The sequence below is a fragment of the Stieleria neptunia genome (genome assembly GCF_007754155.1).
In the GTDB taxonomy this organism is placed as follows: Bacteria; Planctomycetota; Planctomycetia; order Pirellulales; family Pirellulaceae; genus Stieleria; species Stieleria neptunia.
Window position 1 is genome coordinate 6,931,430 of sequence record NZ_CP037423.1, and the last position, 22,947, is coordinate 6,954,376.

Here is a 22,947-nt window from a genome sequence, read left to right on the forward strand (position 1 = left end):
TTGCAGCTGTTTGCGATCTGCCACCGGACGGCTCGCGGGCTGTCGATTTTGTGAGCCGCGACACCTAAGCGGCCGGGCATTCCGACGCTGTCCGGGGCCTTACGGCCAGCGGCTCACCATTGACTCAGCAAATCCCGACAAAAACGACAGCCCGCTCGCGCCGTTCCGCCAACACTTTCGATATTTCGTTAGCCCTGGCCGCAGGCAACACAGTACGCGTCGATGATTCGTGATGCAGCGCGCCGCGAGACGCTAAAATCGGTCGACAAAACGTTGCATCCGTTCCACATCCCCCCTCGTCCCCCACATCCCAAGGTACACACCGGTGCTGACACGTCCCACGCCATCCGACCGCGTCTCCAATCCATCCAGTCGCCGTCAATTCATCGCCGTCGCCGGCGCGACTTGCGTCGCCGCCTGTGCGTCATCCGGCGATGGCCTTGCCCCGGCCACCGTCGCGGCTGCGGAACCGTTTGCCCGCAGCGGTGGCGCACGCTTTCGCGTCGGGTTGGCCGCCTATTCGCTACGCAGCTACTTTTCGCTCATGAAGGGCAAGCGAAAGGAACCCGCCGACGGGGGCAAGGCGATCGACATGGTGGGCTTCCTGGATTACTGCGTCGCGCAAGGTTTGGAAGCGGCTGAATTGACGAGTTACTTTTTCCCGCCGGATGCCGACGACGCGTATTTTTTGGAGCTGAAACGCCAGGCGTTCCTGCGTGGCGTGACCATTTCCGGCACCGCCATCGGCAACAACTTCACCCAAGGCGCGGGCGACAAAATGGAGCGGGAGATTGAAACGGCGATCGAGTGGATCGACAAAGCCGCCGTGATGGGGGCTCCGCACATCCGGTTCTTCGCTGGCAAAGGGAAGGAATTGGATGATCATCCCGAACGCATGAACGAGGCGGTTGCCGCGATGAAACGCTGCGCCATGCGGGCGGGCGAGCAGGGTGTCTTCTTGGGCATCGAAAACCACGGCAATCTCCGGCCCGACCAGCTGCTGCCGATCATCCATGCCGTCGACCATCCTTGGGTCGGCATCAACTTGGACACGGGCAATTTCTACAGCGACGATCCCTATGGCGATTTGGAGAAATGCGTGCCCTTCGCCGTCAACGTTCAAGTCAAAGTCAACATGAAGAAACCCGATGGCACGGAGTATCCGGCCGACATGGATCGGATCGCCGGGATCCTGCGCGACAGCGGCTATCAGGGGTTTGTGGTCTTGGAATACGAAGACGAAAACCCCTACGCCCACATTCCAGCGGCCCTGGATCGGATGCGCAACGCACTCGGCGTCTGACAACAACCGCTAGCGTTTCATCCGAGCGGAAAAGGGGTCAGGTACCAAAAACCAAATGGCCCGAAGGGTGCTTCGCATTTTTGGTACCTGACCCCTTTTCCGCGGCGCCCTGCGTTTCAACGATGCCAACAACCGCTAGGACCGTTGCGTCCGGAACAACCGGACGCGTTTCCGGGACCGGAAAGGTCAAAACGGCACTTTTCCTGAAGCTTTTGTGTGGAACCCGCCGGAATCGGACTACTGTCTAGGTGTGCGAGGGACGCGACACGCAGCAAGCACAACAACGAGATATTAAGCGTCCCCCCGTGCGAGGCGGGGTCGGTTCTTCGGAATCGGCCTCGCCTTTTTTCGTTTCCGCGTCGACCAGGTTGTCATCGCCAGGACCGCCAGCAAACTGGCCAGTACGGCGTAGAGCGGTTGTCGCCACGGCCCCAGTGATTGGACCAGCAAGACCAGCAACGGGCCATCCAAGATGATGGCTACCGTCCAGCCCGACCAGGCCGCCAAACGGACGTTGGCCGTCACGCCGCGAATCAAGCCGTAGACGAGACTGGGCAGGACCAACAAGTAGCCGCCACCGGGCAACCCCAAGGCCAACGCAGTGCCCAGCGCGGCGGTCACCATCCAAATCCAATCGCTCAGGGCGTTCGATTCCTCCGCTGAGGATCGCGATTCCAGCCACTCCAGCAGCAACGTCGCGGCCAGAAACGAGGCGGCGATCGTGAATAACCCCGCCGGCAAATCGATCGGCGTGTATTTCAGCGCGTTCCACGGCGTGATCAGCAAGGCGAAATGGATTACCAGTCCGACGGCCAGACCGACCAGCGCCGCCAACAACGTGTTCAGCCCATGGCGGGGCAAACGTCGCCAACGATGCCGCGACCGTTGACGCAGACAAGTCCAGCCGATCAAGGCGACCGCGATCAACGCCAACACCGTTTGCACCCGCTCGCTGAAGTGAATCACGGTCAAACCGTATAGATCAAAGAACACGGCGCTGCCGGCCGGTCGGGTGGATTCCTGCTGCACGCGTTGCACCGCGTCGGCGGGCAGGCGATCGATGGCGTGGTGCATCGAGAACAGATGCGCCCCCATGTGTTGCAACGTTCGATCGCTCAGGTTGGCCGGCGTATCGTCCGGCCGGTGATAGCGATGGGCGCCTCCGATGACCGCATAATTGAATCCGGGTAGACCGAGTTCGCCATGCCAAGCGTTGAAGTCGGTCGCGTTGGGGAGCATCCGATAGACAGTGACGGCCAGCGAGGACGTGATCTTGGGCCGGGCCATGTCGTCGATCAACGCGCTGACCCAAGCATGGTTGCCGGAGTGTGTTTCGAACATCGGGATGCCGCCACGGCTGCCGCGGGCATCGAAGTTCAACACGAACACCGGTCGGGCGAACGGCAGCGATTGCTGGGCCGCGATCGCATAGGCACCCAACAACCCGAATTCCTCTCCGTCGGTAAACAGGTAATGGGTGGTGCGGACCGGCGGCGTCGTCGCCAGAAAGCGGATGTGTTCGACCAGCGCGACGACCGCCGATCCGGCGTCCCCGGCGCCGGGGCCCCAGCGACAGGAATCATGATGGGTGGCAACCAGAATCGGGGCCAACGAAGGATCCGAGCCTTGGATCGTGACCCACAGGTTCTTCAGCACGGTGTCGGGCGGCAATAAATCAATGCGCCCCCGCGGATGTCGATTCTGACGCTCGGGGTCGAACGGGATTTCGATTCTCTGGGGTGAGACACCGAAGCCGCGAAGCTTTTGTTCCAGGCGTTGCAAAAACGCTTCGCCGGCCGCGGTACCGGTCGTGTGTTTCAGTGCAGGATCGCCCAACAATTCAACCAGCGTCGCGCGCATCCGCGCCGCCGACGGCTGATCGGCCGGGGCGTCTGGCCCCAATGGCGTCGGCCCGCGGTACTGGTACCAACCCAAGAAAATCGAAAGCCCCAACATCAACGTTGAAACCACGATTCGTCTACCGAATTTCGACGCTTGGTGTTCCAAAACCTGAATCCCCCTGCAACCAGTCGCCTAAGCTCAATGTCAACACCTTTGGCTCTTGAGGTGTTAGCGGAACGGCGCGAGCCGTCCGGTCGCGCTTCAAAAACACCGCGAAAGACCGGAGGGCACGCGCCCTACCGCTAACAACAACACTCCGCTTGGCGTCAAGCGAAGCGGCATTGAGAGTAAGCTTCCAAGTTGCGATCGACAAGCTGGAAGCTTACCCCACGTCTATGCCGCGAATGACGTCGGCTGTGGAGTGAATCCGATCGCGATTTGCGCGACAATTTGTTTTGCGGCGTCGATCTCGGAAAGCTGCAGTTGTCCCATCCGCCGCATGTCGCTGCGTACTTTGCGTGATTGCCGTCGCGGCAACATGTCGAGCACGGTTTCCGCGGTCTCGTTGGGCAGACCGCACAAAACCAGGAACGCTTGTTTGGTTGACACCATCCCCAGGGCACGGCAAAGATCCTGGGGCGGAAGTTGCGTCAGAAAACGATCAACGCGTTCGGCCAATTCCGCCGGGTGACACAGTGCTTGGTCCACACAGGGTTCATCACTCCCCTGTCGACGCGCCGCTGCATCTCGGTGCTGGTCAATGGGCAACACCACGGGAGACTGGTCCGACCCGTCGTCGTGCGGTTGCCGGGCTTCCTGTTGGAGCAGCGCCGACGGCAACACGCCGGCGGCTTGTGTCTGGTGAAATTGGGCAAACATGCTCTCCACCGTTTCGCGGTTCGGCGGCATCGCGGCCGGCATCGCGGCCGGCATCGGGGCCGGGGCCGTTGTGGCATCGGCGTCGGTTGGCCGGGCGTGTTCAGCCGTCGGCACTTCGACCGCGGCCGATTCCGTCGGGGGCGTTTGGCGGTGGCCGCTTTCGCGTTGAAAATCCGCCGCGGCGTCGGCGACCGAATCGGTACCTCGGTAGATCGATTTGGAGCGTTTGGGGGAGACCCTGGCGCGACCGATTTGAATTTCGTCCTGAATCTCCGATTCCACTTTTTCGACACGGCTGGTTTCGGTCTGCAGCTCGTCGCGCATCCGCTTCATCACATGGACCTGTTCCATGGCATCGACTTCACCCATCGCCGACATCTCTCGGGCGATGCGTTGTTTGTCATCATTACCCAGCTGTCCCAGCAAGACACGGTGGGTTCGTCGTGGCAGGGTGTGCAGCAGGATAGCGATCTGGCGGATCGTATCGCCGCGATCGTCGTGAGTGCCGGTGTGGGTTTCGGTCGGGGTGATCATGGACGTGATGGATGGGTCAGGTCATTGAAACGATCGGACACCGTTGGCGGACACCCAACGTTCTCAGGCAGCGTCGGCGATCCAACTGTGGACGATCTGTGCGGCCAGTTCCGGGTTGGATTCGACCAACTCGGCCAAGTCGTCTCGCATGGTGGTATCCGCGGCGTTGGACATGGTCTTGGCAGACCGATCGGTTTGTCGCGGTGCTGGTTCGGGGGTTGGCATCTCTGCGACCGAGGATGTCGTCATCGCAGGGTTTCGCAGTCGCAGTCGCATGGCGGCGAGCGCGAAGACGCTGGCGACCAACAACAGGCATCCCAGGGAAATCGCCAGCACCGGGTTGGCTTGAAACGGTCCGACCACGCCGGCCCACTGGCCGACCCGATCGACCGGTGATGGATACTTGGGCGTCTTGTCGGGATCTGGAAAGCTCCAGACGCGAACCGTTTGTTCGTCCGTGTCGGCAGCGGTCGCCACCAACGGTTTGACCGCATCACGGATATTGTCCATGACTTTCACGCGGACGCCGTCCAATTGTTCTTGGGTCGGTGCCAGCGGCAAAGCGCTCTCGGGATGTTGGGAGCGATGATCGTTGACCCATTGGGCGTGGAACTGGCTTTCGGGCACACCGACCGAAACGCGGATCAGAAACTCACCGGGTGTCGATTCTTTCTGAATCGACTTGGACAACGCGATCGGTTTTCCGTCACCGGACTCGCGGTACACCGACCGCGCGGCGATGTGCAGCCCGCGATAGCCGCCCAGCAGCTCGGTCAGGCGTTGCTCCAGTTCGTACTCCGCTTGACGCTGCTGGCGGGTCAATGGATCGTCCGAACCGTTGTACGTTTTCCGCGCCGACGTGTCCGTCACCGTCACTTGGTCCGCGTCCATGCCGGCGTAGGCACCGGCGACGAGGTTTTGAATCATGCTGATCCGCCCCGGCGCGATCGGCTTGCCACTGTCCGAGACCAGCAGCACGCTGGCAGATCGGATCCTGCGCTCGTCAAATCCGCCGGCAGATTGCTCGTCATAGTCGACACTGGCCCAGAGGATGTCGTCAAAGGCCGCAATCTTTTTCCCCAGATCGCGCGCCTTGGCATATTGGTGACGGGTCCGCCGGGCCGATTCCGATTCGAAATAGGGCGCCTCAACAAGCGCCTCTTCGACGCTGCTCTGCAACGCGTAGGGCAGCGCGGAGGCTTGCTCGAGCGCCGCCAGGTATTCGTGCCGGGTCTCACGCGGGATCAACATCCGTCCGTCTTCACGTCGCCAATCGCTCAAGCCCGCTCGGCTGAACGCGAACTCGAGTTGACTGAGCTCCATCTCTCGGAGCACCTTCCCGCCGAAGAGTGGCTCCATGGATTCCGTCGAGCCGGCAGGGGTGACGTAATAGATCCCGCCGAGAATCAGCAGCCCCGCGATCACACAAGCGACGGCTCGTGACAACGCCGACGCCCCGGAAAGAGGCGGGACGGTGTCCAGGTGGGACTTGAATCGTTCGGTCCGCTGACGCAACACGCTTAGGCTGCCAATCGACTACGGGATGATTGCGAGGGAAACACAATGGTCACAGCCACTCCGCCCTGGGGGCAGTTCTGCCACTGCAGCTCCGCGTTGATGGCGGCCGCCGCGATCGGCAGGTGACGCTCGCGTTTGGTCGCGTCGGTCCCGCTGTCGGCGATCTCCAACTCCAATCCCGTGTCGCTCTGGCAAGCGGTGATCATTAGATCGCCACCATCAGGCATCGCCTCCAACGCCTGCTTGCTGAGCGCCGTGATCAGATCCGCCGTGCGTTGGTGGTCGCAGGGGATGGGGATTTCCAAGTCGATGTCCAATTCCAAACACACCGGAGCCTGGTGTTGGATCAATAACGGTGCGGTCACAGTCTCGACAAGAACCAAGAGGTTCCTGCACTGTTCCGGTTCCATCCATCCTTTGGCCATCGTGGCCTCCGCATTTATCGAATGTTCAAATGATTATGACGACCCGCGGGGTGCGACACGCCATCGACGCCGGCGACGGACCTCACCTGATTAAAACCAGGGGAAAATCACCGGAATGACTCAAGTCGTTCTCCACAATGGACCGGCATAGTCTTTTCCCGTCGGTGGTCGCAAGGCGGATCGGCCCGACAAAATGCAGCCCCGAGCGACAAGCAGGGGGCGGCGTCCCCTCGGACGCCTCGATTTTTTGCCGATCGGGCGTATGATGGCACGAGTGCTTTGTCAACGATTCGATTTCGGGTGCCGCGGAAAAGGGGTCAGGTACCCAAAACCAAATGGCCCAACGGGTGCTTCGCATTTTTGAGACCTGACCCCTTTTCCGCTCGCTGCGTTTTTGACTGCAACACTCTCTGCCCCACAAAAAATTCGTACTTTCCATGCGTTCACTGCCACTCCTACTGTCCATCACCACGCTCGTGGTCTCCGCCACCTGTTTCGCCGACGATGCCCGCGGGCAAGGACTGCTGCAACGGCTGCGAAGTCGGATCGCGCCGCTGATTCAAGATCAATTGGAACCGCGAGACGGTGAAGCTGCCAACAACGCCCTGCCGGCGCGCCCACTGCCCGGCTCAGGCAATCAGCCCGCTGCCGGCGATCCGGCAAACGAAGCGGCCCCGGATGCTGCCGCCGGCCGGACGAATCCGCGCGCCCGCTATCGCTCCCTGGCTCGTCCCGGGGCCGGCGGAGTCAGCCGCATTCCGGCCGTCACGCCGCCGGTTGCTGCGGCTGTCAGTCCGACGCCGGCAATCGGGCCGAGCGGAGTTCGACAGGCGGGTGCCGAGACGCAGCCGCGTTCCGACGCCGGCTCTCCAGCAACCCCGCGATCCAATTCGTTCGGTCGATCGATTCTCTCCCCGCTGGACTTTGACGACGAAACCGGGCCGACATCGGCCTCCGCCGGCACCGAAGCATCAATCGGCATCAAGGCGATCGACGCCGATCCGGGCTACCCCGGCGTTCAAATCACCGAATTCGCCAGCCACTCCCGGGCCGACCGAGACGGGTTGCGCGTCGGCGACTTCATCTTTGCCATCGACGGGGTGCCCACGCCATCGGTGGCCGCTTTGGTCGATCAAGTTTCCGCTCGTCAGCCCGGCGACCAAGTTCGCTTGCGGATCGGGCGGGGAGGACAAGTCAGTGATCTAGACATCACGTTGGTTGCCAAACCCGGCACCAACCCAGGCCCAACGATTGGTGCGACACCACCGCTCACCGCCCAGCCACCGCGGGTCGCCCAGTCACCACGGGCCGTCAATCCAGTCGCCGTCCCCACCGAGACTGTCGCACGGCCAAAGATCGGTGCGGAAGTCCGCGATGTGCCCGGCCGACGTGGCGTCCGCGTGTTGGAAATCCAACCCGGATCGCCGGCAGACAAGGCCGGGCTGAAAGTCGAAGACCGCATCGTAGCGATTGACAGCAAAATGGTTTCAGACACCCAGCGTCTGTTCGACCTGCTGACGCTGGCTTCGACGAACGCGCCGGTGGACCTGCAATTGATCCGAGACAATCGTCTGGTCAACGCCACGCTGTCGCTGGGATCCGATGACGGACCAGCGGTCGCGGGTCAAGCGACGGACGCCACCGGCTCCACGCCCGCCCCCAGCGAGTCATTGGTCGGCGGCCTCGGTTCGGTCCTCGGCGGCATGTTCGGCCAGACCGCCCCATCATCCCAAACACCCTCCAACACGACGGATCCGAAAGCTGATCAGGCGAAACAGGCCGCTGAGCCGGAATTGCTTCCCGCGGCAAAGGAGCCGCAGCAGGAAAGCGAGACGCAAACTGCCCCGTCAGGCGAATCGGACTCGGTGCAAGCCGAGATTCAGCGACTTCGCGACCAACTGCAACAGCTCGAGTCGCAACTCAAGGAATAAACCATCGAACAAATTCTCCCACGGATGGCAGCGCGAACCCACGGATGACAGGGTGCCAACAATCCGCGGGTTCGCGCTGCTATCCGCGGGTTCAGTGGCTATTTCATCGCTCCACAAGTCACCGCCTGCCCCGATTTCTAGGTCGACAACCGCAACGTAAACGTTGAAACCCGGCCGAAGCACTAACCGGCCATGGCGGAGCGGAAACTCAACACCGCGGGCGTCTCGTCGGCCGGCAACGCTTCCTTCACCAGATTGCTGGTCAGCGTCATCTTCAACGCCGCAACCTGATTCGGCTCGATCGCGATACGGCTTTGCACAAACCAGCCGACGTGCGGAGAACGACTTTCTTGGCGGAGCACCAGCGTGCTCGAGCCCTCGGCATCGCTTTCGCTTGCAAGCACCAGCCGCTGGTCGCCGGAATCGCTCGGGAAGACGTTCAGAATCGTCGAATTCATCAGGAACCTGAATGCGTGACGCGGATGAAGGAGGGACGTCAAAAACTGCGCGGTGTTGAAATTGATTCTCAACAACAGAGGAGTTTAATGATTCTGTGCTGCGCGTCAATCTTTCAAATCGGTGTAAAGTCTTCCAATTCTGGAGACGACAAGCGCCGGCGTCCAGATCCGCCATGTGCCGTAACCGCTTGTTTGAAAACAGGTTGCGGAAAACAGGTGGATTTTCATGCGGCGATTGGCACGGTTACTGCATCACTCCCCTGCCACGTACAAGGATGTGACAGCCTTGACGAGTTTCTCACCCTCTCTCGCCGGTATCGGCAAAGGAAACTGCCATGTTAGTTCTCTCACGAAAAGTCGATCAGCAGATCAAGATTGGCGACGACGTCACGGTGACCGTGGTCCGCGTGGAAGGAAACCGAGTTCGAATCGGAATCAGCGCGCCCCGCGACGTCCGCATCCTGCGCGGTGAATTGGACGCCGAACAAGCGGTCAACGGGGAGGTCGAGTTCGAGCTTTCCGAGCGAGAATTCGCCTTCGCCCACCAAAACGCATCGGATCGAATCCGGTCGACCCGGTCGCGGACAGGTGATTCCGCCCAGCCCCAGGTCTTCTCCGGATCCGTCACCGCCGACGGCGGCAAGGTCAAACTGGTGAGCGATTCGTCATCGCGGAACGGCAAGTCGGCTCCCTTGGCGAGTTTCGTTTCGGCGTCGTAGGCCCGGGCCGTTCAACACCTCCCCGCCCCGCGAATGGACTCGCGGCCCGATTCCCTGTCCCACCCGAAATCTGAAATCTGAAATATCAAATCCGAAGTGTCTCACCGAGCTGACCGCCTATTCCTCAAACCCGACCTTTCGAACCGAAGTGGTTCCAACCGGCGACTTGGGCCCGCTGTGGGGCATCGTCGCGACGCGGTCGGCTGAATCGATCTCGCGGAGATGTTCGAGCAGGATACGTCGGACTTCGAAGATCGCTTGACCGGTCATGTGGATTTTGGTGTGTTCGGCATCGACGATCAGTTCGCTTTCGGTGTCGTCCATCTTGGCACTTTCGTAGGCGACAATGCCATCGCCGCGGCCGGCTTTCTTTTGCAGCAGCGTCGGGTCTTGCAGGACACCGATGATGTTGTGGTACTTGACCGCCGGTGAGTATTTGGCCCGCTGCATGACGGGAAAGATCGGCGAATCGGGGGCCAGCGAATCGATCGCGTTGGCCATGGTCAACAGTTCGGTATCACGAAACAGGTCGGGATTGTTTTTGACCAGATTCTCCCCCACGGTCTTGTTCAATTTCGGCAGCTTGATGAATTTCCGGGCCAACCAGCGGGTCAGTTCATTGGCGAACTGGCTGCCGCGGTGGGGCGTACCGATGGTGATCACCCGGCTGACCGATTGATTGGATTTGAAGAACAACGTGCTGACCAGCTTGTTGCGTTCTTCCGCTTCGCCACGAAGTTTTTCTCTCGGTTGGTCGCTGACGATTCTCCAGAAATCATCACCGCTATCGATCGTCTGCATGCGGCTGATCAATCCGCCCATGCTGTGGCCGACCAACACCATCTGGTCCATCGGTGCATCGTTGTGTGTCGGATCAAACGTCTGGCGCAGATCGTGAAGGTCCGAGCGCAATTGCGTCGCACTCAACCAAAACGGCTGGCCGGACGGATACAGATAGAACCAGAACTGGTAGCGTTGGCGAATCTCTGGAAAACTGCGCAGGTCATTGAACATGTCCATCCATGTTCGGGGGCTGGACCACAGACCGTGCACCATCAGCACCGGGATCCGGTTGGGATCATACGGTTCCAGCATGTACAAGCCGCGGTTTTTGGCGGCATCGGCGGGGTTCAGTAAACCTTCGGTTTCCTGGTTTTGTTCTCGGAATCGCGGCGTGTCGAGAAAGAATGCCAACGGCGTGGTCAGATCGGTTTCCAACGGCACCCAGTGGTCGGCCAGCTTGACTTGGTTGGCCGACAGCGGGTCAAAGAACTCGAGGACACAGGTGTTGGCGTCACCGTATTCGCCGTGCTCTGGTTTGGCGCAGCGCATCATCGCGGTGACGCTGTAGCTGAGCCCGTCGGGATAGTATTTTTCGCGCGGATCGGCGTGTTCGTCGCTCTTGCGAACCGCGATCATCGGGACGCCCAATCCGAACGTCGTGTGCTTGCTCCGCAGCGTCGCGATCTCGTAGTCACTGACAAATTCATAGTGATCAAATTCGTCAGGTTTCCAATTTCCGCGCAGTTGAGTCTGGATGACGAACTCGCGGTCGGGGGTTTTGACCCGGTAGGTTTGGCCCGGTTTGATGTGATGCTCTTCGCACAGCAGGCGAAGCGTGTCTTCCAGCGATTCGTTGTACAAATCACACGTCGCACGAAACTGCGGATCGTATTGATTTCGCGTTTCCGACAGGTCTTCGTCGAACAGGTAGTCGTAGCTGTTGGTCAGCGCGACGCCGAAGTAGCCGAGCGCGTCGCTCTGGTCGCCCTTGGCTTCCGCTTTCTTGCCTTCGACATAAGACAATTCGGCGAGTGCGTGAATCAGCTCGGGGTCACGATTGTCCCGCAGCGTCGTTTGGATTTTCCGCAGACAAACGTGGGCGTCTTGGTCATAACCGTCGCGAAGTCCGTAGCGACGCAGCGTGTTCCACGTCCGCTCGCTGATTTGGGGGCCTTGACGGGTCATCAGCCGCAGCTGGGCGGCCAAGGGATTGTCGCGAACCGACCGAGCCGTCAGGTACCGAGCGGTCGAGCAGCCGCTGGATAGGCACAGCAGCAGCAGCAGCCCCACCAGCTGGCGGCCCCGTTTCAAAACCACCGACGCCGCCACGCCTGCACCCGCCGGTTCGAATTCCCATGTCCCAGGGACCGGCGCAGCACCGCAGGTTGCAGCGTGACGCGTGGTCGCATCGGCATCGGATTCGGATCGCGGTCGGCCAAACGGAGCGGAAGTGGGTTCGAACAACATCCTGTCAGTCGAAGCGGTGGGGGCGAGAGGGGCACAACATTCGCGCAGCTGGGCGGACAGTAGAAAGCCGGCGGGCTCCGTGTCAACGCAGACCGCACGACCTCCACACGGCACTGCAACGATCGAAGCGGCATGATCGGACCCCGCCCTTTCAGGAACTGCGGAAGTTCCGGCGGAAACGTTGGGGGGAGCTTGACGAGGGGCAAAGATTCTCGGAAACTGCCGCTCCCAGTTTGACGCGGCCGTGGCGGAACTGGCAGACGCGCTAGGTTGAGGGCCTAGTGGGAGATAATCCCGTGGAGGTTCGAGTCCTCTCGGCCGCATTCGAGAAAAGCCCGTGTTTCACGGGCTTTTTTCGTTTCTTCGACGATGCTTGCCCCGCGTCCCGGCCGATCAACACCCCACTTGCGGCCTGTCGTCATCGTGAGCCGCGACGCGTAAGCGGCCGGGCACGGCGACGCCCGCCCGAGGCCTTACGGCCAGCGGCTCACCATGGACTTAGAAGATCCCGACTCATTCGACAGCCCCCACTTGCGGCCTGTCGACGCGTCCGTCGGGGGTCATCGCTTCGTGCTCCCTCCCGGGTTCTCGCTTCGGGTTACGATATCGGTTTGTTCCATGCCCAAAACACCACAGCGAGGCGAGTGGCGCAGCGGCGGGCACCGCGAGGAACAAAAGGGGTCAGGTCTCTTTGTTGGTAGATCTGCCCGTGAGGCATCAAAGAGACCTGACCCCTTTTTCGCGATCGGCGTCGAGCGGTTGTCGCGTCAACACGATCGGGGCAACGTTCCAACGATGCCGGATCCAGTTGATCGATTTAAAAACGGGGGGCATGCCGGCCAGTTTTTTCTCCAGGTGATGCTTGCCGGGAAAATCGAGCATCAAAATGCCGACCAGAATGGTCAACAGCCCCTGCCCGGGCAGGACCAGCATCACCAGACCCGCGAGGATCAGGATCCCCCCGACAAGATTCTTGGCCAGCAATCCCGTCCATCGCAGCACGGGGTGCCGATCGGCAAACAGTGTTCGGGGCCGATGATCGCCGACGAAGTAGTCCGCCGGTATTTTCAGGACCAACCACGGCGCAACTAACAAGCAGCCGACGAACAGCACGCCGGAAACTGCGGCGATCCAGGCCAAGGCAACCGTGTGATCCTGCAGGAAGGCGATCAAGCTGAACGGCTCCGGCATGCGGGGAAACGACTGCCGCGGGAAATGACCGGTCCCGTGGCATGGAACTCGTATTGATCGGGGATTCGATGGTCACTGTCAATCCTTGGCGATTGAGTCGCCGCCCATCGAGACAGTGCCAAGAAATCCGCCGGATCGGCGAAACGCATTTCCGGCGTCCCATTCGATCTTTTCTTCATTTTCGCCGCGTGGCGATCGATCTGGACAAGGTTTTGTGATACCACAGATTTCTCAGGTGCGTGATGCACAACCCTCAACCGATCCCGGAGCAAGCGATGAGATCTCTCGTTTTTGTAGCGTTGATTTGCATGACCAGCCCCACAGTTCTGGCGCAGGAGGCGCCGACTCCCTCGAAAGAGCATGCCTACTTGGCGAAAATTGCTGGCGCGCGTGGCGGCACGATGAAAGTTTGGCCACAGGGGCCCGCCGGCAACGCGATGGAATTCCCGTTCACCGAAACCAACACCGTGATTCTCGGTGGCAACTGGGTGCAGTCCGAGTTTCAGGCGGGGCCCTACAAGGGACGTGGGATGAGCGGATACGATCCCATCAAGAAGAAATACATCGGAACCTGGGCGAACAATATGTCGCCCTATCTGGCCGTGATGGAGGGGACGTACGATGAATCGAAGCACGAATTAACGATGATCTTCGACGACATCGATCCGGCAACCAACCAGCCGGAGAAGATGAAGTCCGTCTTGACGGATGTCCCTGGCGAGCCCTCGACGATGACGATGTACAAAAAAGATGACGCAACGGACGATTGGGTGAAGTCCTTCGTCTTGACGTACGAAATGAAGCAGAAATGACAATCCGATGGTCGACTGGAACGGGACGCCGAAAATAGCGTGAATGGATTACATCAAGACCCTGCGGTGGCGTTCCAATCGACCGATCGAGCGGAATGCATGGAGTTGCGTTTCGTGCTCGAGGCCGCCGGGATCGCGGCCCGAGCGGAGCGGCAGCACGGGCAATGGTTTCTGATCGTCGGAGCCGGGGATTTGTCCGAGGCGGAAGCGGAACTGGACGCCTACCGCCGCGAAAACGAGTCGCGTTCCACCGCGGCAATTCCGGTCGCGCCGGTCTATGCGGGTGCGACCGTGGGAGTGATCGCGTACGCGGCCTTGGTCACGCTGATCGCCCTGGCGACGCTGCCGTGGGGGTTGGCACTCGACCTGTTCACGCCGGGTGAAATGCAGACCGGCAAGGTGCTGGCGGGCGACGGGTGGCGGACGGTGACGGCGCTGACCCTGCACGTGGACGAAGGACACGTGGCCTCGAACCTGCTGTTCGGGATCCTGTTCGGGTTCCTCGCCGGTCGTGCCGTCGGTGGCGGCGTCGGCTGGCTTACGATCGTGTTGGCGGGAGCCCTGGGCAATCTGCTCAACGCGCTCGTCCAGCAACCCGAACACACGTCGGTGGGCGCTTCGACCGCCGTCTTCGCCGCGCTCGGATTGCTGGTCGCCAATGCCTTGCGGCCGAGAGTGTCCAGCCACGAAAGTTTGTTGCGCCGCTGGCGACCGCTGGTCGGCGGTTTGATGTTGCTCGGCCTGATCGGCGTTGGCGGCGAACGAACCGATGTCACCGCTCACGTGACCGGTTTTTTGGCAGGACTGCTGTTGGGTGCCATCAGCAGTCGTCTGCCGACGCACTGGCTGGCCGACGAAAAAGTCCAGTGGCTGGCCGGACTGGCCACCATCGTGATCGTGTCGATGGCCTGGGTCGTCGCGCTGTCGGACTGAGGAACCCGTGATTTAGAAGTGGCAGAATGAGACGGGGCAGAATCATACGGCTACCCTATCATTCTGCCACTCCATCGTTCTGCCATCCCTGACTCGCCGAGGCCAGTAAGTCAGGCTGTGCCTGACGGCACGTTGGCATGCACAGCATGCCCTACGCAGCACATCGGAACGGTCGCCCGGCGGATGGACGGTCGCGGGCGTCACCGTCACTTCGGGCGGAATCGATGCCGGCCCTGCTTGGCGGCTTGGTGCGTTCGGACGGTGTCTTGCTCGATCCCCGGATCGGCTTGTGCGGCGAGCCAGCGATCGAGTTCATCGCCCAGCTCGGATTGGATCGCCGCGACGCTCGCGCTGCCGGCCAGATTGTTCATCTCGTAAGGATCATTCTCCAGATCAAAAAGTTCTTCCGCCGGCCGCAACTGGTAGCGTTGAATCAATCGCAACGCTTTCGGATTATCAAACGACTCGAAGACCCACGTTTGCCAATAGTGATTGTTCAATTTCCCGTTGCCCTTGACGCCCATCAAGTGCTTTTCGATGTACAGATTCTGGTTCTGCAGGTTTCGGATGTAGTGGTAGCGTCCGTCGCTGATCGAGCGAATCGGATACGGCGGGCCTTCGGGAACATTGTTGTGAACACCGTAAACATACTGCCGATGCTGTTCGGTTTGGCCACGCAGCACATCCGCAAAGCTGTTGCCGTCGAACCGGTTCGTGTCGTGCTGAATTCCGGCCAGGTCCATCAAGGTCGGCAAGACATCGGCGTACTGGACCAACGCATCCGTCCGCCTTCCCGCTTCGATCACGCCGGGGAATCGAGCGATCAACGCCGTGTGCACGCCGGTGTTGTAGTTGGTCCACTTGTTCCCCGGGTACTGTGACCCTTGTTCCGAGGAAAACAGCACCAACGTGTCGTCCGCCTTGCCGCTCGCTTCGAGCGTTTCGAGCAACTGGCCGACTTGGGAGTCCATGTAGGTGATCTCGGCCAAGTAGGCGCCGAACGCGCGTCGCGTTTCGGGGGTGTCGGCGATGTTCGGTGGCAGCTTCAGCGACTTGGGAGGATACGCACTGGCATCGCCCATCACCCACGGCACATGGGGCTCGACCAGTGCGACGACCAAACAAAACGGATCATCACTTCGCGACATGAATTCGGCCGCGGGATCGATCTGGTGTGGATGCGTCGGGTCGCGGACACAATTTTTGTCGAATCCGCCGACGGGTTCAAAGGGAAAGGCCTGTCGGGGCAAAACGTGCACCTTCCCGGCCAATCCGACTCGATACCCCGCGACTCCCAGATGATGCGGCATACTTTCGATGTCGCTGTGGCTGGAGGAGTGGTTCCAGGCACAGCCGTTTCGCATCGGGTACAGGCCCGAATAAAGTTCCGCGCGACAGGGTTGGCACATCGCTTCGGACAAAAACGCGCGGTTGAAGGTCAGACCTTGGCTGGCCAAACGATCCAAGTTCGGTGTCTTTGCGTTCTGCCCACCGTACAACGGCAAATCGTTGTAGGTGCAGTCGTCGGCCAAGATGATCAACACGTTGGGCGGTGCGGCGTTGACGGTGCCCACGACCAGCGAGGTGAGCAAGGCGACGAGCGAGAAGAGAGTGGTGAGGTTCATGGGATGTCGCCGAGGGGGAAGGTGAGCGGAATGTTGTACGACGTCTTTTCCAGGTCGTCGGGGAGAGTCCAACGGACGACAGCCCGGAAGGGCCATCGTACGTGCGAAATGCGGTCCCCTTATGCTGGACGGTCCTAACCGATGATTTCGTGGATCGGTTCGACGTGTTCGACGCCGACGAGTTTTTGATCGAGTCCGCCGTAGAAGTACGACAGGTGATTGGGGTCCAGTCCCATCTGGTGCAACACGGTTGCGTGCATGTTCTTGACGTGCAGCGGGTTTTCCACGGCGGCCGAGCCGAGTTCGTCGGTGGTGCCGAAGGACACTCCGCCCTTGATGCCGCCGCCGGCCATCCACATCGTAAAGCCGAAGGAATTGTGATCGCGGCCGGACCCCTTGGCGTATTCCGCGGTCGGCTGGCGACCGAATTCGCCGCCCCAGACCACCAACGTTTCGTCCAGCATGCCACGTTGTTTCAGGTCGGTCAGCAGCGCGGCGATCGGAAGATCGGTTCGACCGGCATGGCGATTGTGGTTGAGTTCCAAGTCGCCGTGGGCGTCCCAATTGTCATCGTTGTGCGCCCCGCCACTGTAGAGTTGCACGAAGCGGACGCCGCGATCGACCAGACGTCGGGCGATCAGGCAGCGGGTGCCAAAGTCATTGGTCTGCTCGCGATCAATCCCGTACATCGACAACGTGCGTTCATCTTCGGTCGACAGATCGACCGCTTCGGGGGCGGCCGATTGCATCTTGAAGGCCAGTTCGTAGCTGGCGATCCGCGACGCCAAGTCGTCGTTGTCGCTGCGGGTTTCCAGATGACGTTGGTTCGCGTGTTGAATCGAATCGATCAATTCACGCTGCACGTCTTCGGTCATGCCGTCGGGACGATCCAGGTTCAGAATCGGTGCGCCTTTGGTGCGGAAGACGGTTCCGGCGTAGGTCGCCGGCATGTAACCGCTGCTCCAGTTTTTTGCACCGCTGATCGGTCCGGCTTTGGGGTCCAGCATGACGACGTAACCGGGCAGGTTCTCGTTGACCGAACCGAGACCGTAGGTCGCCCAGGAACCGAGTGCGGGGCTGCCGGACAGGATTTTGCCGCTGTTCATCATCAACATGGCCGAACCGTGGATCGGCGAATCGGCGGTCATCGAATGCAAGAACGCGATGTCGTCGACGTGGTTGGCCAGATGGGGGAACAGCGTACTGACGTACTTGCCGCATTGCCCGTGCTGTGAAAATTCCCAGCGTGGTTCGACGATGCGGCCGCCGTTTTTTCGACCGCCGCGGCCGAACGTTTTCACGTCGACGGTCTTGCCGTCCATGCCGACCATCTTGGGTTTGTAATCAAACGTATCGATGTGGCTCGGCCCGCCGTACATGAACAAAAAGATCACGCTCTTCGCTTTCGGGGCAAAGTGGGGCAGTTTGGCGGCCAAGGGGTTGGCGTCGCCGACGGAATCCGCGGCGGAGAGAAACCCGTCTTGTGAGAGCATCGATGACAACGCCGCGGCGCCGAAGCCGCCACCGGTTTGCCACAGGAACTCACGACGTGTGCGGCCGCAAAAGTTTCGCTTTTGATTCTTCATAACACTTCCGTCAGTCGACAAACAAAAATTCGTTCCAATTCATCACGCTCAGACAGTACAACGTTTTGGCCTGCCCGGCATCGAGATGATGTTTCTTTTGAAGGCTTGCGATCAATCGATCACCGTCATCCATTTCCGCTTCGCTCGCCGGCCGAGCCAGCACGGCGGCGACGACGCGGCGGACCAATTCGCGATTGTCGATTGCCCCGGCATCGACGCTATCGGCCAGCTTGGCGGCCTGCTCGGCGGCGAAGTCTCCGTTGAGCAGCGAGAGGGCTTGCGCGGGCTGCAACGTCATGAACCTCGCTTCGCAGGTTTGATCGGGATCCGGAAAGTCGAACGCGGACAACATCGGCGTCAACAAGGATCGTTTGACATAGATGTAAACGCTGCGTCGATTCTGGTCGCTCTCGCTGGAATTTCCCCAACCGCTGCCCGGTCTGGATTGACCGGCCAGGACTTCGGGCGACAGCGTCGGGTAGACACTCGGTCCGTAAACCGCGGTGTTCAGCGAACCGTTTGCGGCCAGGATCGAATCACGGACCTCTTCGGCACTTAATCGTCGCGGATCAAATCGCCAAAACAGATCGTTGTCGGGGTCGGCGGCCAAGGAGGTTTCGCTGCCTTGGGATGACATCTGATAGGCGCGACTGGAAAGAATCAGCCGGTGCATCGACTTGAGGCTCCAACCGTCTTGGATAAAGCGATTGGCCAGGAAGTCCAACAGCTCGGGATGGGTCGGCGGCGTGCCGAGTTGGCCGAAGTTGTTGCTGCTGCGGACGATGCCACGGCCGAAATGGAATTGCCAGATTCGATTGACGATCACTCGGGCGGTCAACCGATTGTTCTCACTGGCGATCCAATCGGCCAGGACGCGACGACGCCCGGTAGATTGGTTGGACGTCGATTCGGTCGGGGGCAACGCCGGCGGTTCGTCTTCAAACAGAGTCGGAAACGCGGGTGAGACTTCGTCGCTGGGCGAATGCGGGCTGCCGCGATACAGCACGTACGTCGGCTCGTCTACCGCGCGATACGTCGCCAGCCCCATCACGCGTTCCCGCTCGGGCAGTGTCTTGAGCTGTTCGGCGTTCTGTTTCAGTTGTGATTTCAGTTCCTTGTATCGGCCCCACTGCTCGTCGCTCAGATTGGCCTTCAGTTTTTGGCCCAGCACGCGATTGCGATCACGTTTGGCCCCTTCGGTGGCGCGTTGATCGGGAGCCGACATCTTGGCGATCCCGGCCTGCTCGATGTCGTGCATTTCCTGCTCGATCGATCGCCGCTGTTGGTCGTTGGCGGCATAGCGTGCCCGCAACTGGTCGGAGCTGACGTCAATCTGGCTGAAGGAGGCTAAATCGCCGCGACGGGCGTAGGGGGTCACGTCCTCGAAGAACGACAGCATGCTGTAGTAGTCTTTCTGCGGGATCGGATCGATCTTGTGGTCGTGGCAACGCGCACAATTCATGGTCAATCCCAAGAACACCTGTCCGGTCGTCAGGATGATGTCGTCCAGCCCATCAAAACGGGCCTGCAGCTCATCGGCAGGTTCGTCATCCCAAATCCCCAAGCGGTAGTAACCGGTCGCGGTCAACGTTTCCTTGGTGACTTCATCCAGCTCGTCCCCGGCAAGTTGCTCGCGGATGAATTGATCATACGGCTTGTCTTCGTTGAACGACCGAATCACATAATCGCGGAACTTCCACGCGTTGTCTTTGGGGCCGTCCCGTTCGAACGAATTGGTTTCGGCAAAGCGAACCAGGTCCAGCCAATGGCGGCCCCAACGCTCGCCGTAGTGCGGTGAATCGAGCAGCCGATCGGCCACCCGCTTGATTGCCTCGGGCGACTCGTCGGCGATGAACGCATCCACCTCGGCCTTGGTCGGCGGCAACCCCGTCAGGTCGTAATAGACGCGCCGGATCAATTCGCGTTTGCCCGCCGGACCGTTGGGTTTTAAACCGGCGTCGGAAAGCGAATCGTAGATGAAGGCGTCGATCGGGTTGGATTGCCAATCGGCCGACGCAACCGTCGGCGGCGTTGGATTGGACAGCGGTTCAAACGCCCAATGTTTTTGCCATGCGGCGCCCTCGGCGATCCACGCGCTCAGCAATGCCGCTTCGTCCTCGGTGACCGGATCACCCTCCGGTGGCATCCGTTCGAATTCATCGTCGGTCGTGATCCGCTCGATCAACAAGCTCGCGTCCAGGTCGCCCGGCACGATCGCAAAGCTGCCCGACTCGGTCTCCGCCAACGCGGCGTCGCGACTGGTGAATTTCAAACCGCTTTCGGCCACATCCGGTCCGTGACAGGCATAACACTTCTTTGCCAGGATCGGTTGGATTTGTTTTTGAAAGTCGATTTCCGTTGTCGCGGCGAAGGTCACTTGTCCCCACAAACAGGTCAAGGCGGCGGCGATCAGAATGCGTTTTTTCAAGACGGACTCAGAATGGGGCATCATGGTGGTGTTGCCGGAGGCGGGTCATTGGGCCAGCAGTCGAACGGTTCGAAGCGTGCGGCGGCAGGAAGGGGAGCGCCGCTCGTTTGTCTCCGGCACGAATCGTCCGGGCAAAACGAGCCGCAAACGAACACGCTCGGTTCAGGTGGGCTGTTCAGTTTACCATTTTGGCCCAAGCCCCCGCCCGATTCCAATGAGAATTGGTTCAAAACGGCTGAGCATTGTTCCCACGGCCCATCGTGACGCACAACGTCACCGACGGGAACGGCTTACAGCAACAGTCCCGCGACGGCCCCCGTCATACAGCAAGCCAGTAGCCCCCCGAACATGGCCCGCAATCCCAGCCGGGCCAGGTCTTGCTTTCGCGACGGTTCCAGGCCGCCGATGCCGCCCACTTGAATCCCGATCGCGCCAAAATTGCTGAATCCGGCCAACGCATAGGTCAAAATGACGGCCGTCCGCTGAGAAATCGCCGGATCGCTCGACCGCATCATCTCACCCAGCGATTGATACGCGATGAATTCGTTGGCGACCGTTTTCAGCCCGATCAATCGGCCCGCCTCGACGCACTCGGCCGCCGGAATCCCCAACAACCAGGCGATCGGCCAACAGGCATAGCCGAGGATGACGCCCAGGCTGATCAACGGTGTGCCGGTCAGATCGACCCAGCCGAGTTGCTCACAACCGAGCCCCAGCAGCACGTCGATCAGTTTCAAGATCGCCAGAAACGCGATCAGCATCGCGCCGACGTTGAGCGCCAATTTCAATCCGTCGCTGGCGCCGGCGACGGCTGCGGCGATGACATTCACATGCCCGACGTCGTCTCCGTCTGTTTCGGACGCCGCGTGATTCATCTGCAGCGACGAAGACACTTGGGCACCCTCCGCTTCCGGTTCCATCACTTTGGCGATCAACAAGGCCGCCGGGGCGCTGATCACCGAAGCGGTCAACAGGTGGGAAATGTCGATTCCCATCCCGGCATAGGCCCCCAGCAATCCGCCAGTCACGGTCGCAAACCCGCCGGTCATCATCGCATTGAGTTCGCTCCGCGTCATCGTGGCCAAATACGGGCGGACCACCAGTGGCGCTTCGGTGTGGCCGACAAACACGTTGGCCGCCGCGGCCAAGGTTTCCGGACCACTCGTCTTCAACGTGAAACGCATCACCCAGGCCATCGCCCAAACCACCCACTGCATGATGCGGAGGTGATACAGAATGCTCATCAGCGCGGAAAAGAAAATCACCGTGGGCAGCACCCCAAAGGCGAACGTTCCCAACATCGAATCGCCGATCGTCGGCGCCTGGGCGGAAAACAGAAATCCGCTGCCGGCGGTCACTGAGTCCATCACCAACGTGAACGCACCGCCGATGGACTGAAAAAAACGTTGCCCCCACGACGTTCCCAAAACCAAAAACGCAAGCAGAATTTGTAACGCCAAACCGCCGATCACGATTCGAATCGGAAAACGTTTGCGATCACTGCTGATCAGCCACGCAACGCCGATGAAGACCACCAGTCCCAAGGCGCAGATGAGTCGTTCCATGATCCGGACTAGCCGTTTTGTGGGGTGTCAAAAATTCGGTCCCCTGCATCGCCAAGTCCCGGCACGATAAAGGATCGTTCATTCAGTTCCGGGTCAATCGCCGCGACGAATAATTTGACGTCCGGAAAGTCACGTCTGACGCGATCGATGCCCGGCTGCGAGGCGATCAGACTGAGCACTCGAATTTCATCGACGCCCCAACGCTGCAATCGCCGAATCACCAAGTCGATGCTGCCGCCGGTCGCCAGCATCGGATCGACAACCATCGCGATGTTGGGCGCGTTCTCGTGGGGCAGCTTGTCGTAGTACCCGACCGGTTCGGCGGTCTCCTCGTTGCGATACAGCCCCAGGTGCCAGACCGACGCGTCGGGTAGCAGTTCCAGAATCGGGTCGACCATCCCCAGCCCGGCGCGCAAGATCGGAACGATGCCCACATGGACCGACAGTTCGTATCCCGTCGTCTCGCAAATCGGCGTGGTGATCTTTCTCGGGCGAGTCGCCAAATCGACGGTGGCCGAGACCCCCAGGATCATCGACAGGCGATTGACCGCGGCACGGAATTCACTCGGCGGCGTCGCCGCGTCGCGAATTCTACACAGATGATGGTCGATCAGTGGATGTTCTACACGTTGGACTAGACTCACCGATTGCGTCTCCCGAAGCTGAATGGTCTGGCGGCCAGTGAGGTAGTGTAGCGGAAGTCGACACGGTGCTCACTTGCCCGGTGGATGGCGTCGAGGGACCGGCCAGCTTAGGAGAGATTCAAAACGTGACAATAACCAACGGTTTCGTCGATTGGGTGTGATGCGGTCGGCGGATCGTTGTACGACGTCCTTTCCAGCCCCGTCGGGGCGAGCCCCACGGACGACCGCCCGGAAGGGCCGTCGTACCTGCGAAAAACGGCCGCAGCGTAATGGTCCGTCGAGCGTTCAATCCTACCTCGAAACG

General features: G+C 60.5%; 17 protein-coding genes and 1 tRNA gene. 6 read left to right on the forward strand and 12 right to left on the reverse strand.

The genetic code is table 11. From position 1 onward, the window contains the following. The first annotated feature begins 325 nt into the window (after window positions 1–325). The gene (locus Enr13x_RS24120; protein WP_231743752.1) at window positions 326–1,303 is read left to right on the forward strand and encodes a sugar phosphate isomerase/epimerase family protein; all 978 of its coding nucleotides are present in this window, start codon (window positions 326–328) and stop codon (window positions 1,301–1,303) included. Window positions 1,304–1,594: 291 nt separating this feature from the next. Here the strand turns inward: Enr13x_RS24120 and Enr13x_RS24125 are convergent, their stop codons facing one another. The 4 genes from Enr13x_RS24125 to Enr13x_RS24140 form a co-directional block, all read right to left on the reverse strand. Continuing rightward, window positions 1,595–3,274, reverse strand: a complete 1,680-nt coding sequence (locus tag Enr13x_RS24125) for a M28 family peptidase (RefSeq protein WP_145389390.1) — start codon at window positions 3,272–3,274, stop codon at window positions 1,595–1,597. Window positions 3,275–3,538: 264 nt separating this feature from the next. After that, window positions 3,539–4,558: a FliG C-terminal domain-containing protein gene (locus Enr13x_RS24130; protein ID WP_145389391.1), complete on the reverse strand. Its 1,020-nt coding sequence runs from the start codon at window positions 4,556–4,558 to the stop codon at window positions 3,539–3,541. Window positions 4,559–4,621: 63 nt separating this feature from the next. Then, the gene (locus Enr13x_RS24135) at window positions 4,622–6,073 is read right to left on the reverse strand and encodes a hypothetical protein (RefSeq protein WP_197455320.1); all 1,452 of its coding nucleotides are present in this window, start codon (window positions 6,071–6,073) and stop codon (window positions 4,622–4,624) included. Window positions 6,074–6,078: 5 nt separating this feature from the next. Next, window positions 6,079–6,441: an ATPase gene (locus tag Enr13x_RS24140; RefSeq protein WP_231743753.1), complete on the reverse strand. Its 363-nt coding sequence runs from the start codon at window positions 6,439–6,441 to the stop codon at window positions 6,079–6,081. A gap of 497 nt (window positions 6,442–6,938) precedes the next feature. On the opposite strand from Enr13x_RS24140, the gene Enr13x_RS24145 reads away from it, so the two are divergent. Then, the gene (locus Enr13x_RS24145) at window positions 6,939–8,432 is read left to right on the forward strand and encodes a PDZ domain-containing protein (RefSeq protein ID WP_145389394.1); all 1,494 of its coding nucleotides are present in this window, start codon (window positions 6,939–6,941) and stop codon (window positions 8,430–8,432) included. Between the two features lie 182 nt (window positions 8,433–8,614). Here Enr13x_RS24145 and Enr13x_RS24150 read toward each other — a convergent pair whose 3' ends face one another. Continuing rightward, window positions 8,615–8,890 carry a hypothetical protein gene (locus Enr13x_RS24150; protein ID WP_145389395.1) on the reverse strand — a complete coding sequence of 92 codons (276 nt, stop codon included), beginning with the start codon at window positions 8,888–8,890 and terminating at the stop codon, window positions 8,615–8,617. 335 nt (window positions 8,891–9,225) lie between these two features. Here Enr13x_RS24150 and Enr13x_RS39570 point away from each other — a divergent pair, with 335 nt between their 5' ends. Then, complete coding sequence (locus Enr13x_RS39570; protein ID WP_145389396.1) at window positions 9,226–9,609, forward strand: carbon storage regulator; 384 nt, start codon at window positions 9,226–9,228, stop codon at window positions 9,607–9,609. Window positions 9,610–9,726: 117 nt separating this feature from the next. Here the strand turns inward: Enr13x_RS39570 and Enr13x_RS24160 are convergent, their stop codons facing one another. Beyond that, complete coding sequence (locus Enr13x_RS24160; RefSeq protein WP_145389397.1) at window positions 9,727–11,859, reverse strand: esterase/lipase family protein; 2,133 nt, start codon at window positions 11,857–11,859, stop codon at window positions 9,727–9,729. A gap of 238 nt (window positions 11,860–12,097) precedes the next feature. Here Enr13x_RS24160 and Enr13x_RS24165 point away from each other — a divergent pair. Then, window positions 12,098–12,182 (forward strand) — tRNA-Leu (locus tag Enr13x_RS24165). A gap of 394 nt (window positions 12,183–12,576) precedes the next feature. Here the strand turns inward: Enr13x_RS24165 and Enr13x_RS24170 are convergent. Further along, window positions 12,577–13,050, reverse strand: a complete 474-nt coding sequence (locus tag Enr13x_RS24170; RefSeq protein ID WP_145389398.1) for a PGPGW domain-containing protein — start codon at window positions 13,048–13,050, stop codon at window positions 12,577–12,579. A gap of 275 nt (window positions 13,051–13,325) precedes the next feature. Between Enr13x_RS24170 and Enr13x_RS24175 the strand changes: the two genes are divergently transcribed. Both Enr13x_RS24175 and Enr13x_RS24180 read left to right on the forward strand, forming a co-directional pair. Beyond that, entirely contained in the window at window positions 13,326–13,862 is a 537-nt protein-coding gene (locus Enr13x_RS24175) for a DUF1579 family protein (protein ID WP_197455321.1), read from the forward strand. A 39-nt stretch (window positions 13,863–13,901) separates the two neighbouring features. Continuing rightward, entirely contained in the window at window positions 13,902–14,795 is an 894-nt protein-coding gene (locus tag Enr13x_RS24180; RefSeq protein ID WP_145389400.1) for a rhomboid family intramembrane serine protease, read from the forward strand. Window positions 14,796–15,001: 206 nt separating this feature from the next. Here Enr13x_RS24180 and Enr13x_RS24185 read toward each other — a convergent pair whose 3' ends face one another. The 5 genes from Enr13x_RS24185 to upp all read right to left on the reverse strand — a co-directional run bounded on the left by Enr13x_RS24185 (window position 15,002) and on the right by upp (window position 22,643). Beyond that, window positions 15,002–16,420 (reverse strand): sulfatase family protein, encoded by a 1,419-nt coding sequence (locus Enr13x_RS24185; RefSeq protein ID WP_145389401.1) that lies wholly within the window; start codon window positions 16,418–16,420, stop codon window positions 15,002–15,004. Window positions 16,421–16,554: 134 nt separating this feature from the next. After that, window positions 16,555–18,006 (reverse strand): DUF1501 domain-containing protein, encoded by a 1,452-nt coding sequence (locus Enr13x_RS24190; RefSeq protein WP_145389402.1) that lies wholly within the window; start codon window positions 18,004–18,006, stop codon window positions 16,555–16,557. 10 nt (window positions 18,007–18,016) lie between these two features. Next, the gene (locus Enr13x_RS24195; RefSeq protein WP_145389403.1) at window positions 18,017–20,458 is read right to left on the reverse strand and encodes a PSD1 and planctomycete cytochrome C domain-containing protein; all 2,442 of its coding nucleotides are present in this window, start codon (window positions 20,456–20,458) and stop codon (window positions 18,017–18,019) included. Window positions 20,459–20,724: 266 nt separating this feature from the next. Continuing rightward, window positions 20,725–21,999: a NupC/NupG family nucleoside CNT transporter gene (locus Enr13x_RS24200; RefSeq protein ID WP_145389404.1), complete on the reverse strand. Its 1,275-nt coding sequence runs from the start codon at window positions 21,997–21,999 to the stop codon at window positions 20,725–20,727. Between the two features lie 8 nt (window positions 22,000–22,007). Beyond that, window positions 22,008–22,643: a uracil phosphoribosyltransferase gene (gene upp / locus Enr13x_RS24205; protein ID WP_145389405.1), complete on the reverse strand. Its 636-nt coding sequence runs from the start codon at window positions 22,641–22,643 to the stop codon at window positions 22,008–22,010. Window positions 22,644–22,947 lie beyond the last annotated feature (304 nt).

Bases quoted from the DNA above. Each gene is read 5' to 3' on its own strand.
- Enr13x_RS24130 (WP_145389391.1), bottom strand. From the start codon at position 4,558: ATGATCACCCCGACCGAAACCCACACCGGCACTCACGACGATCGCGGC.
- Enr13x_RS24145 (WP_145389394.1), top strand. From the start codon at position 6,939: ATGCGTTCACTGCCACTCCTACTGTCCATCACCACGCTCGTGGTCTCC.
- Enr13x_RS24150 (WP_145389395.1), bottom strand. From the start codon at position 8,890: ATGAATTCGACGATTCTGAACGTCTTCCCGAGCGATTCCGGCGACCAG.
- Enr13x_RS39570 (WP_145389396.1), top strand. From the start codon at position 9,226: ATGTTAGTTCTCTCACGAAAAGTCGATCAGCAGATCAAGATTGGCGAC.
- Enr13x_RS24160 (WP_145389397.1), bottom strand. From the start codon at position 11,859: ATGTTGTTCGAACCCACTTCCGCTCCGTTTGGCCGACCGCGATCCGAA.
- Enr13x_RS24170 (WP_145389398.1), bottom strand. From the start codon at position 13,050: ATGCCGGAGCCGTTCAGCTTGATCGCCTTCCTGCAGGATCACACGGTT.
- Enr13x_RS24175 (WP_197455321.1), top strand. From the start codon at position 13,326: ATGAGATCTCTCGTTTTTGTAGCGTTGATTTGCATGACCAGCCCCACA.
- Enr13x_RS24185 (WP_145389401.1), bottom strand. From the start codon at position 16,420: ATGAACCTCACCACTCTCTTCTCGCTCGTCGCCTTGCTCACCTCGCTG.
- Enr13x_RS24190 (WP_145389402.1), bottom strand. From the start codon at position 18,006: ATGAAGAATCAAAAGCGAAACTTTTGCGGCCGCACACGTCGTGAGTTC.
- Enr13x_RS24195 (WP_145389403.1), bottom strand. From the start codon at position 20,458: ATGATGCCCCATTCTGAGTCCGTCTTGAAAAAACGCATTCTGATCGCC.
- Enr13x_RS24200 (WP_145389404.1), bottom strand. From the start codon at position 21,999: ATGGAACGACTCATCTGCGCCTTGGGACTGGTGGTCTTCATCGGCGTT.